The 11,255-nt window shown below is 61.4% G+C and carries 9 protein-coding genes; 6 read left to right on the top strand and 3 right to left on the bottom strand.

Annotated features, from left to right (window positions below):
- Positions 1 to 42 precede the first annotated feature (42 nt).
- Positions 43 to 1,191, bottom strand: a complete 1,149-nt coding sequence (locus tag HMPREF2884_RS01730; RefSeq protein ID WP_070615076.1) for a glutamate--cysteine ligase — start codon at positions 1,189 to 1,191, stop codon at positions 43 to 45.
- 353 nt (positions 1,192 to 1,544) lie between these two features.
- Entirely contained in the window at positions 1,545 to 3,008 is a 1,464-nt protein-coding gene (locus HMPREF2884_RS01725; protein WP_246827907.1) for a class I SAM-dependent methyltransferase, read from the bottom strand.
- 226 nt (positions 3,009 to 3,234) lie between these two features.
- Here HMPREF2884_RS01725 and groES point away from each other — a divergent pair, with 226 nt between their 5' ends.
- The 6 genes from groES (at position 3,235) to HMPREF2884_RS09220 (ending at position 10,492) form a co-directional block, all read left to right on the top strand.
- Positions 3,235 to 3,522, top strand: coding sequence for a co-chaperone GroES (gene groES, locus HMPREF2884_RS01720; RefSeq protein WP_005505066.1), 288 nt, complete (start codon positions 3,235 to 3,237; stop codon positions 3,520 to 3,522).
- A gap of 105 nt (positions 3,523 to 3,627) precedes the next feature.
- Positions 3,628 to 5,214 (top strand): chaperonin GroEL, encoded by a 1,587-nt coding sequence (gene groL, locus HMPREF2884_RS01715; RefSeq protein ID WP_012903087.1) that lies wholly within the window; start codon positions 3,628 to 3,630, stop codon positions 5,212 to 5,214.
- 309 nt (positions 5,215 to 5,523) lie between these two features.
- Positions 5,524 to 7,041, top strand: a complete 1,518-nt coding sequence (gene guaB / locus HMPREF2884_RS01710; RefSeq protein WP_070615072.1) for an IMP dehydrogenase — start codon at positions 5,524 to 5,526, stop codon at positions 7,039 to 7,041.
- A 145-nt stretch (positions 7,042 to 7,186) separates the two neighbouring features.
- Entirely contained in the window at positions 7,187 to 8,317 is a 1,131-nt protein-coding gene (locus HMPREF2884_RS01705) for a GuaB3 family IMP dehydrogenase-related protein (RefSeq protein ID WP_005505070.1), read from the top strand.
- 219 nt (positions 8,318 to 8,536) lie between these two features.
- The gene (guaA, locus tag HMPREF2884_RS01700) at positions 8,537 to 10,129 is read left to right on the top strand and encodes a glutamine-hydrolyzing GMP synthase (RefSeq protein WP_005505071.1); all 1,593 of its coding nucleotides are present in this window, start codon (positions 8,537 to 8,539) and stop codon (positions 10,127 to 10,129) included.
- A 201-nt stretch (positions 10,130 to 10,330) separates the two neighbouring features.
- Positions 10,331 to 10,492, top strand: a complete 162-nt coding sequence (locus HMPREF2884_RS09220; RefSeq protein WP_160311328.1) for a hypothetical protein — start codon at positions 10,331 to 10,333, stop codon at positions 10,490 to 10,492.
- A 205-nt stretch (positions 10,493 to 10,697) separates the two neighbouring features.
- On the opposite strand, the gene HMPREF2884_RS09085 is transcribed toward HMPREF2884_RS09220, so the two are convergent.
- Positions 10,698 to 11,186, bottom strand: coding sequence for a hypothetical protein (locus tag HMPREF2884_RS09085; RefSeq protein WP_141744451.1), 489 nt, complete (start codon positions 11,184 to 11,186; stop codon positions 10,698 to 10,700).
- Positions 11,187 to 11,255 lie beyond the last annotated feature (69 nt).

Below are 11,255 nucleotides of genomic sequence, written 5' to 3'. Positions count from 1 at the left end.
TTCAAGCTTTAGTTACGGGGGGGGGGGCGCGGGGGAGCGGCTCTAACGCAGCGCTCGCGCACGAGACTGCGCGGCAACATCCAGCGCCACCTCACGCAGAGAGCCGGTCTTCTCAAAGACCGCACGCTGACGATCCGCACCCGTACCCTCGGCGAGGATGCGGCGTACCTGCGCCAGCTCTACCTCGCAGTCAAGGTCGCGTGCCACCGGCTCCAGCTTGGGCAGAAGCAGCTCAAAATCTTCACGCAGGGTACGCTGCACCGGCTCGTTAGAGACCACGATCTTAGCCTCCAGGCCGTAGCGGGCGACGCGCCACTTATTCTCCTGAGCGTGCCAGGGGGCGAGCACCTCAACGCTTCCGCCCGCCTCAATGCGGCGGGAGAAGTACTCCACCAGGCACTGCGTGAACGCCACGATTGCCGCAACATCCGGCAGGGAGGCGAGGCCATCGCAATAGCGCATCTCAATGGTGCCGTAACGCGGAACTGGGCGAACATCCCAACGGTCCTCGCTCGGGTCGTTGATCACGTCGGTTGCCACGAGTGACTCCAGGTACTCGCTGTACTGCTCCCAGGTATCAAAGTGGAAGGGCAGACCGTTCGTGGGTAGCTGCTGGTAAAGCTGGGTGCGGTGCGAAGCGTAACCGGTATCGATTCCATCCCAGTAGGGGGAAGAGCACGAAAGCGCCAGCAGATGCGGTCCGTAGTTGGTCAGCGCGTCAATAAGCGGCAGAACCTTATCGCGGGAGTCAATACCCACGTGCACGTGCACACCGTAAATGACCATGTGGCGGCCCCAATACTGGGCGCGCTCGACCACACGCTGGTAGCGTTCCTTCGCCACGACCGGCTGGTCAGCCCAGTGGGAGAAGGGGTGAGTGCCGGCGGGGTAGAACTCAATGCTGAGCTCATCGGTGATTTCGCGCAGGGTATCCGCCAAATCCTGCAGCTGACGGCACGCCTCAGCGACGGTACGGCAGATGCCGGTCACCACCTCGACGGTGTTCTCCAGGAATTCGCCGGTCACATGCGCGCGGTCGGAGGCGGGCTCAAGCAGCTCGGGGCGGCGCTCGCGCAGGATGGATAGCACCTCGCTGGCGCGCTGGGTCAGTGCGCCGCTTTCACGGTCGATGAGCGCAATCTCCCATTCCACGCCGAGAGTGGACTGCGGGGAGGTAGCAAAGTCGATCATATTGCCTTTCCTGCGTCTGGAAATAGGGTCGTGCATGGTGCCGACTATGGAAGTTATTATCGGTGGGCTCTGCCCGGCTGTGCGCTAGCCGGTGGGAGCCGGCTCCTTGGGGGAGTGCCTCTACTAGGCCGCGTATCTTTGATCAGGCATAGTATCTTTATCCGGCACAGCGTCTTTATCGGGCACCGTATCTAGTGTACGGTCTTGCGGTGCCCGGTGCCCTGTCGAGTGCAGAATCCGGAACGGGAAATGTCACGAATCGTCACGAACGGTAACCCGTCCTCGGGGCTGGGCAGTCGGGGCTGAGTCGTCAGTGCTGGGTAGTTAGGGATGGGCGGCCGGGGCTGGTGAGGTTAGAGCGGGCGCACATGCCAGCCGACGCGGCGTGAATCCCTACCCGAACCGATGCGGGTAAAGACCAGCGTTGCCGGGCGGTACGAGGACTCCTGCGCATCAGAAGAAGAATTAGCGTTCTTTTTCTGTTTCTTCTTAGAAGGCTTAGAACCCGCAGAACCCAGTAGGCGCGCACGCAACTGCTCCGGGACAATATCCACGCCACGCTTCTTAATCGTCAGCGCCGTAAAGCCCTGCTCGCGCACCCAACGCTTCAGCTGCTTCTCCTGCAGGGGAATCTCCTCCAGCACCTCGTAGCAGGCAACCAGCGGATGCTCCACCGGCTCGGCAGAACACAGATACGCCAGATGCTCATCCAACAGATGCGCGCCAATACTCTGCGCAAACTCAGCGACCAGATGCGAGCGCACAATCGCCGGGGCGGGCTCCAATAGGTATTCACTCGGCTGCGGCAAGGACGTCGGAACTTCAACGCTCTGCTGCGCCTCTTCCGCCGTTAAGGGGCTGCGGAAGCTCACCGCCTCGTAAGGCGGCAGCAGAGCACTGGTTTTGGCGGTGCCTCCGCTGGAGGCATCATTAGGGGTAGTCTCTTCCGCAGGCAGCTCGCGCGCAGAGGTTTCATGCACAGAGGTCGCCGTGCGAGCCACCCCCTCCTGAGCTAGCGCGTTAAACCAGAGCACCAACTCGGCGAGGGAACCCTCCGACTGGATCCACTCCGCCTCAACGCGTGGGTTGGGGTTTGCCTCCGACGCAATATCTTCGGGGGAGGGGATGCCCTCATGCGGAAAACCGGGACCCAACTTCACGCCCATCGGCACGCCAGTGCGCGCCAGACTCAGCACGAACGAGAACGGGGGAGAGAACGCCTCCGGATCAAAAAGACGCTCCGTCTGAGCCTTCTTCGCACCGCGCAACTCGCGGCGTGCCGGGTCCATCCACACAATGCCCACCGGCTCGCCGGAAGCGTCCAGAAGTTCACCGTGTACATAATCGGTCACATCCCCCGAATACACGCGTGCCTGCGGGCAAAACTCTAGGTTCTTCGCCGCAAAAGAAGCCGTCAACGGGTCCAACTCCACCGCAACCACGGCACCGCGATCCGCCGCATACACGGCAGAATCCGAGGCGATACCGCACCCCAAATCAGCCACCGTGCCGGCAACCGGGCGCAGACGCTGAGCACGATAGTGCGCAATCACCGGGCGGGTCGCCTGCTCCGCAGCCTCCTGAGTCAGCATTAGCGTGCGGGCGCGCTCGCCGAACTTGGCACGCGCACGGGTACGAGCCTGCGCCAGCGAAATAATCTGTGCAGACTCCTCGGGGCTAAAACCTCGCGAACGCAAAGAAGTAACGGCGCTGAGCGTATCCGAGCCCAGCGGGTAGAGCTCGTCGGCTGCCGCAAGCGCTTCGGCGCTGAACGGAAGCTCGGCGGCGGGAGTAAAAGGGGATGCGGGAATAGGCATGCTCCTCATTTTACGGGGTGCCGGTTTTGGCAGGTGAGGAGCCCGATTTGCCCAGCTTTTTGCTCAGCGTTCGCCTTGCGGTGAAACACCCCGGCAGAGGGGTGCTTTTCTTGACCGAAAGCACAGGTGAAACTAGAGTTGAGGTAGCACTCGAGACAGTCATCGGGCGCGCCACTGCGCCGCTGTCTCGCATCAAACGTAAATCCACAACCCGGAGGAACCGATTATGGCTATCAAGCCCCTGGAAGACCGCGTCGTTATCAAGATCGAGCAGGCTGAGCAGACCACCGCATCCGGTCTGGTCATCCCCGAAACTGCGAAGGAAAAGCCGCAGGAAGCACGCGTTGTCGCCGTTGGCCCGGGCCGCGTGGATGAGAAGGGCAACCGCATCCCCGTAGACATCAAGGAAGGCGACGTTGTCGTGTTCTCCCGCTACGGTGGCACCGAGGTCAAGTACCAGGGCGAAGAGTACCTGATTCTCTCCGCACGCGACGTTCTGGCAATCGTCGACTAATACTTTCAGATGCTCATGCGCCGTACCGCTCATCCGGTACGGCGCATGAGCTATCATCTGCCCCTCAAATTTTCCTTTCTGTGACGCACTAGGAGTAGCGAACACATGGCTAAGCAGCTTGAATTCAACGATGCCGCCCGCAAGTCCCTGCAGGCTGGCGTCGATAAGCTGGCAAACGCGGTCAAGGTAACCCTCGGCCCGCGCGGGCGCAACGTTGTGCTCGACAAGCAGTGGGGCGCACCCGTCATCACCAATGACGGCGTGTCCATTGCCCGCGAAATTGAACTGGACGACCCGTACGAGAACCTGGGTGCCCAGCTGGCGAAGGAAGTCGCCACCAAGACCAACGACGTAGCCGGTGACGGTACCACCACCGCAACCGTGCTCGCACAGGCACTGGTCAACGAGGGCCTGCGCAACGTCACTAGCGGCGCGGCACCCGCCGACGTCAAGCGCGGCATTGAGGCTGCTGTGGAGGCTGTCTCCGCACGCCTGCTCGAGAACGCACGTCCCGTGCAGGGCCCCGAGGTGGCGCACGTTGCCGCGATCTCCGCGCAGTCCGAGCAGATCGGTGAGCTGCTGGCCCGCGCCTTCGAGAAGGTCGGCCAGGACGGCGTTATCACCATCGAGGACGGTTCCTCCACCGAGATTGAGCTGGAGATCACCGAAGGTATGCAGTTCGACAAGGGCTACCTCTCGCCCTCCTTCGTCACCGACGCTGAGCGCGGCGAAGCAGTGCTGGAGAACAGCCTCGTACTGCTCTACCAGGGCAAGATTTCTACCATTGCAGAAATCATGCCCGTGCTCGAGAAGATTGTTCAGGCGAAGAAGCCGTTGACCATCATCGCAGAAGACGTTGACGGTGAGGCGCTCTCTGCACTGGTCGTGAACAAGTTGCGCGGCACCATCAACGTGGTCGCTCTGAAGGCTCCCGGTTTCGGTGACCGCCGTAAGGCAATCATGCAGGACCTGGCAATTCTGACCGGCGGCACCGTCGTGACCGGCGAGCTCGGCATCGACCTGCCGCAGGTCACCCTGGAGCACCTGGGCTCGGCACGCCGCGTGACCGTCACCAAGTCCCACACCACCATCGTGGACGGCGGCGGCGACCCCGAGGCGATTGAGGACCGCGTGCAGCAGCTGCGCCGCGAAATTGAGCGCGTGGATTCCGAATGGGACCGCGAGAAGCTCAAGGAGCGCCTGGCTAAGCTCGCCGGCGGCGTGGGTGTCATCAAGGTCGGTGCCGCAACCGAGGTTGAGGCGAAGGAACGCAAGCACCGCATCGAGGACGCTGTGTCCTCCACCCGTGCCGCTCTGGAAGAGGGCATCGTCTCCGGCGGCGGTTCCGCACTGGTTCACGCGCTGAAGGCACTGGACGGCATGGACCTGGGCAACCACGACGCAAACGTGGGTGTACAGATCGTTCGCCGCGCCCTGGTTCAGCCGCTGCGCTGGATTGCTGAGAACGCTGGCGAAGATGGCTACGTCATCGTCTCCAAGGTCTCCGAACTGCCCGTGGGTCACGGCTTCAACGCCAAGACCGGCGAGTACGTGGACCTCATCGAAGCCGGTGTGATTGACCCGGTGAAGGTGACCCGTTCGGCTCTGCAGAACGCATCCTCCATTGCGGCTCTGGTGCTGACCACCGAGACCCTGGTGGTTGAGAAGCCCGAAGAAACTGAAGAAGACTAAATAGTGTGTGTGCCCGGTGCCGCCCCCTCCACCATGGAGGCGGTACCGGGCACTCGCTGTCGGTAGGCTCGGATGCGCTCGCGTTCGAAAGAGCGTTAGAACCTGCCGACAGCCTCCTGCTGAGGGGCTCTTACTATGAGTGCTTCTCAGCAAAGAAACCTTTAGCGGTTTACTATAGAAGGTAAGCTGTTCCCGTTTGCGCTCAAACCACCTTGTGGGGTGCGAGCAGACGGGTCGTACCGCATCTTGACATACGCAACGTATAGGCTGAGCTTCTCACCGATGAAGCCAGCATCCGAAAGGTAGACAATGACCATTCCCACCGCTCTGTCCGAGGATCCCTTCGGCTTCACCGGCCTGACCTACGACGACGTGCTGCTGCTGCCCGGCAACACCGACGTCATCCCCTCCGATGCGGACACCTCCCCCCGCCTGTCTAAGCGCATCACCCTGAACACCCCCATTATTTCCGCCGCAATGGACACCGTGACCGACTCCGCTATGGCAATCGCTATGGCACGTCTGGGCGGTATGGGCGTTATCCACCGCAACCTCTCCATCGAGGACCAGGCTGCACACGTGGACCGCGTTAAGCGCTCCGAGTCCGGTATGATCATTAACCCCGTCACCATCGGTGCTGACGCAACCATCGCCGAATACGACGAGGTCTGCGGCTACTACAAGGTTTCCGGTCTGCCCGTCGTCAGCGAAGCGGGCGTGCTGGAAGGTATCATCACCAACCGCGATATCCGCTACATCTCCCGCTCCGACTACGAGGGCATTCGCGTCCGCGATATCATGACCCCTATGCCGCTGGTCACCGCGCACCCCAGCGTCACCAAGGACGAAGCATTCGCGCTGCTGTCCAACAACAAGATTGAGCGTCTGCCCCTGGTCGACGACGCAGGCAAGCTCGCCGGTCTGATTACCCTCAAGGACTTCGTCAAGACTGAGCAGTACCCCAACGCCACCAAGGACGAGGATGGCCGCCTGCGTGCCGGCGCCGCTATCGGCTTCTTCGGTGACGGCTACGAGCGCGCAATGACCCTGGTCGAGGCAGGCGTCGACGCACTGTTCGTGGACACCGCAAACGGCCACTCCCAGGGCGTGCTCGACATGATTGCCCGCCTGAAGAAGGACCCCGCCGCAGCACACGTGGACGTCATCGGTGGCCAGGCTGCAACCCGCCTGGGCGCACAGGCGATCATCGACGCCGGCGCTGACGGCGTGAAGGTCGGCGTTGGCCCCGGCTCCATCTGCACCACCCGCATTATCGCCGGTGTTGGCGTTCCCCAGGTGACCGCTATCAACGAGTCCGCTAAGGCAGCAATCCCGGCAGGCGTGCCGCTGATTGCTGACGGCGGTATGCAGCACTCCGGCGAGATTGGCAAGGCACTGGTTGCAGGCGCTGACTCCGTGATGCTCGGCTCCCTGCTGGCTGGTACCACCGAGTCCCCCGGTGAGCTGATCTTCATGAACGGTAAGCAGTACAAGGCATACCGCGGCATGGGTTCGCTGGGCGCAATGCAGACCCGCGGCCGCCACAAGTCCTTCTCCAAGGACCGCTACTTCCAGGCTGATGTCTCCAGCGAAGAGAAGCTGATTCCCGAGGGTATTGAGGGTCAGGTTCCCTTCCGCGGCCCGCTCTCCGCAGTGATTCACCAGCTCGAAGGCGGCCTGCGCCAGACCATGTTCTACGTCGGTTCCCGCACCATCGAGGAGCTCAAGTACAAGGGTCAGTTCGTGCGCATCACCCCCGCAGGTCTGAAGGAATCGCACCCGCACGACATCATGATGACCGTTGAGGCACCGAACTACCGCCGCTAAAACGCCTCACCAACGATGATTCGCCGCATGGTGTGCACACCATGCGCCGTTGAGCCCGCCCCATACCCGTTCAGGTATCGGGCGGGCATCGGCGCGAATAACGCCCAGCGGCACCCCTCAAACCGAATTCGAAAGGATTCACCCCATGTCTGAAATTCAGATTGGCCTCTCCAAGAACGCCCGCCCCACCTACTCCCTGGACGATGTGGCGCTGGTGCCTACCCGCCGTACCCGCGACCGCCGCGACGTCGACACCTCCTGGCAGATTGACGCTTTCAAGTTCGACACCCCCATCATTGGTGCGCCCATGGACTCGGTCATGTCCCCGGCGACCGCTATTGCACTGGGTAAGCTGGGCGGCCTGGGCGTGCTGAACCTCGAGGGCCTGTGGACCCGCTACGAGGACCCGCAGCCGCTGCTCGACGAGATTGTTGAGCTGCCCGAGGCGGACCCCGCCTCCGCAACCACCCGCATGCAGCAGATCTACTCCGAGCCGATTAAGCCGGAACTGATCACTGCACGCCTGGAAGAGATCCGTGACTCCGGCGTGGTTGTTGCAGGCTCCCTGAGCCCACAGAACACCCAGGAGCACTACGAGACCGTGGTGAAGGCGGGCGTTGAGCTGTTCGTCATCCGTGGCGCGTCTGTCTCTGCTGAGCACATTTCCACCTCCCATGAGCCGCTGAACCTGAAGAAGTTCATCTACGAGCTGGACGTTCCGGTCATCGTTGGTGGCGTTGCTGGCTACTCGCAGGCTAAGCACCTGATGCGTACCGGCGCAGCCGGCGTGCTGGTGGGCTTCGGCGGCGGTTCCGCACAGACCACCCGCCAGGGCCTGGGCATCTCCGCACCGATGGCAACCGCTATCGCCGACGTGGCTGCGGCACGTTCCGACTACCTGGATGAGTCCGGCGGCCGCTACGTACACGTGATCGCTGACGGTTCCCTGGGTCGCTCCGGTGACATGGTGAAGGCGCTCGCACTGGGCGCTGACGCCGTCATGCTGGGCGCTCCGCTGGCTCGCGCATCCGAGGCTCCCGGCCAGGGCTGGTACTGGGGCAACGAGGCGCACTCGCTGGACTTCCCGCGCGGTGTGCGCACCCCGCTGGGTGTTGTCGGCTCCCTGGAGGAGGTCCTCTACGGTCCTTCGCACCACGTGAACGGCACCAGCAACATTGTCGGTGCGCTCAAGCGTGCAATGGCTAACTGCGGTTACCTGGACCTGAAGAAGTTCCAGAAGGCTGACCTGACCGTGGTTCCCGCGTACCGCGGCTAATGTAGCTTCATGAATCACCGCTTGGCGGTTGGCAGGTTATGGTCTGCCGGTCGCCGGGCGGTGCTTTCTATACGCACGCTCTACCCCCGTTAGAGCATGTAGCGGCACCCCAGAATAGGGGAGGGGCTACGCGCCGTCGGCGGCGTACAGCGATAGCGTAAAATAGATATATCCCCGCGCAAGTGCGCGGATTAGTACCAACACGTTGAGGTAATTTTCGTGACCAACTCTGTGAACCTGGACCAGCTCGAAGAGCGTCCCGTCCTGGTGGTAGATTACGGTGCACAGTACGCGCAGCTCATCGCTCGTCGCGTGCGTGAAGCCGGCATCTACTCCGAAATCGTCCCCCACTCCATGAGCACCGAGAAGATGCTCGCCAAGAACCCGGCAGCCATCGTGCTCTCCGGTGGCCCCTCCTCGGTCTACGCCGATGGCGCACCCAAGGGCGACAAGGCCCTCTTCGAAGCTGGCGTGCCGATTTTCGGTATCTGCTACGGCTTCCAGGTGATGGCCCAGACCCTCGGCGGCACCGTCGCCCAGACCGGTCTGCGCGAATACGGCGCAACCGACGCTGTGGTCTGCGCTGAGAACTCCTCCTTCCTCACCGGCACCCCCACCACCCAGAACGTGTGGATGTCTCACGGTGACTCCGTGACCGAAGCCCCCGAAGGCTTCGAGGTGCTGGCAAAGACCCCCGGCGCATCCGTGGCAGCATTCGTGGACGAATCCCGCAAGCTCGGCGGCGTGCAGTGGCACCCCGAGGTGAAGCACTCCGACTACGGCCAGGTCGCCCTGGAGAACTTCCTCTACAATGTGGCAGGCCTGAAGCCCACCTGGTCCACCAACAACATCATCGAAGAGCAGGTCGCAAAGATCCGCGAGCAGGTCGGTAGCGACCGCGTCATCTGCGCGCTCTCCGGCGGCGTTGACTCCTCCGTGGCAGCAGCACTCGTGCACAAGGCTGTTGGCGACCAGCTCACCTGCTTCTTCATCGACCACGGTCTGCTCCGTGAAGGCGAGCGCGAACAGGTCGAGCAGGACTACGCAGCATCCATGGGTATCAAGGTCATCACCATCGACGAGTCGGAGCGTTTCCTCTCCGCACTCGATGGCATCACCGAGCCTGAGGCGAAGCGTAAGGCTATCGGCCGCGAGTTCATCCGCTCCTTCGAAGAGGCACAGCGCAAGCTGATCGCTGAAGCGGGCGAAGAGGGCGCAGACATCAAGTTCCTGGTCCAGGGCACCCTGTACCCGGACGTTGTTGAGTCCGGCGGCGGCGACGGCACCGCAAACATTAAGAGCCACCACAACGTGGGCGGCCTTCCCGACGACCTGACCTTCGAACTGGTTGAGCCGCTGCGCACCCTGTTCAAGGACGAGGTTCGCGCTATCGGTCGTGAGCTCGGCGTTCCCGAGAAGATCGTGGCACGTCAGCCGTTCCCCGGCCCCGGACTGGGCATCCGCATTGTCGGTGAGGTTAACCGCGAGAACCTGGACACCCTGCGTGCCGCTGACGCTATCGTGCGTGAAGAGCTGACCGCAGCAGGTCAGGACGAGCACATCTGGCAGTGCCCCGTGGTTCTGCTGGCTGGCGTTCGCTCCGTGGGCGTTCAGGGTGACGGCCGTACTTACGGCCACCCGATTGTTCTGCGCCCGGTCTCTTCGGAAGACGCAATGACCGCTGACTGGTCGCGCCTGCCGTACGACCTGCTGGCTAAGATCTCGAACCGTATTACGAACGAGGTCAAGGACGTTAACCGAGTGGTGCTGGACGTTACCTCCAAGCCCCCGGGAACCATTGAGTGGGAGTAATCCCGCTTTGGGCTACCTAGCTTTGTAGCTGGGAGCCTGTGAAGGAGCCGCCCGGTGCATCCGAATGTGGATGCGCTGGGCGGCTCCTTTTGTGAGTATGTACGTTGCAGATGCCAGGGATGAACGAAATATAATGTGCTTATGCATGCTTCGTCTGACATGCGCAGAGCATTAACCTAATGGCATAAGGAGGGGCTAAAGATGTTAAAAGCTGATAACGAGCACATTCAAAAGCAAGAGTATGAATCCTCCGTCTATGAGTTTTTCGTCAGTTTTCCTGCCCTTGCAGATGACGCAAACTGTTCTGAAGAAATCCCCGTGGCGGAACGTTCTGCCTCGCAGCGCCCTGCCCCAGACTTTTAGCTTAGAAGTAAGCCGCCCGGTGCATCCGAATGTGGATGCGCCAGGTGGCTCCTTGCATTAAGTCGTGTAGAAAAGGGGAGAAGGGTTTTGGGGCGTATTAAAAAATCCTCATTTATTTTTTAAACGCGGGGTCTAAATAAAAGAAATGCATTCCGAAAATACCCGAAAAAACATGCCGAAAAACTACACCCAGATATAAACCTTTTTAGTGTGGGTGATGCGGGTGACGAATCGAATCACGCCAATGAGCGCTCGACCCCAACCCAAAATGCAAAGCAAAAAACGTACCAAAACAGCAGAAGCCAAACGCGCACGCCATGTACACACCATAGGTCAGCATCACAAACTCAGAATCATGGCTCAGACCCGACGCCACAATCATCGTCAACGAAACAGCCAGAATGACAAGCCATGCAGCGCTCGCAGCCGCAATCAGCCACGAGATAGCACTCAGCACCGGGTGCGGGACCCTAAACGTACGCTCGGGGCCGCTCACAGGCGCTATGGGCGCGGCAGAAGCTACGGTAGCCTCAACCACCATGCTCGAAGTATTAGGGGTTGAGGGAGCCGAAGAAGAACGCCACGGAATATGGGCATCAGCATGCTGACTGGGAACCTGCGCCGGACGCTGCGGGACGCCTCCAGATTCGGGAGGGGACGAAAGATACGGCTGCTGCATTGCGGGCTCCTGCATATTTAGCCTCACGGGAGAAGGAACAGCCTAGTTCCTAATCTGGCTCTTCCGAGTTGAGTGTGGGTGACC

The sequence above is a fragment of the Rothia sp. HMSC073B08 genome (genome assembly GCF_001812975.1).
Classification (GTDB): Bacteria; Actinomycetota; Actinomycetes; order Actinomycetales; family Micrococcaceae; genus Rothia; species Rothia mucilaginosa.
This window is presented reverse-complemented; position numbering and strand designations above follow the sequence as displayed.

Excerpts from the sequence above, each read along its gene's own strand:
- groL (WP_012903087.1), top strand. The coding sequence starts at position 3,628 with ATGGCTAAGCAGCTTGAATTCAACGATGCCGCCCGCAAGTCCCTGCAG.
- HMPREF2884_RS01730 (WP_070615076.1), bottom strand. The coding sequence starts at position 1,191 with ATGATCGACTTTGCTACCTCCCCGCAGTCCACTCTCGGCGTGGAATGG.
- groES (WP_005505066.1), top strand. The coding sequence starts at position 3,235 with ATGGCTATCAAGCCCCTGGAAGACCGCGTCGTTATCAAGATCGAGCAG.
- HMPREF2884_RS09220 (WP_160311328.1), top strand. The coding sequence starts at position 10,331 with ATGTTAAAAGCTGATAACGAGCACATTCAAAAGCAAGAGTATGAATCC.
- guaB (WP_070615072.1), top strand. The coding sequence starts at position 5,524 with ATGACCATTCCCACCGCTCTGTCCGAGGATCCCTTCGGCTTCACCGGC.
- HMPREF2884_RS09085 (WP_141744451.1), bottom strand. The coding sequence starts at position 11,186 with ATGCAGGAGCCCGCAATGCAGCAGCCGTATCTTTCGTCCCCTCCCGAA.
- HMPREF2884_RS01725 (WP_246827907.1), bottom strand. The coding sequence starts at position 3,008 with ATGCCTATTCCCGCATCCCCTTTTACTCCCGCCGCCGAGCTTCCGTTC.
- HMPREF2884_RS01705 (WP_005505070.1), top strand. The coding sequence starts at position 7,187 with ATGTCTGAAATTCAGATTGGCCTCTCCAAGAACGCCCGCCCCACCTAC.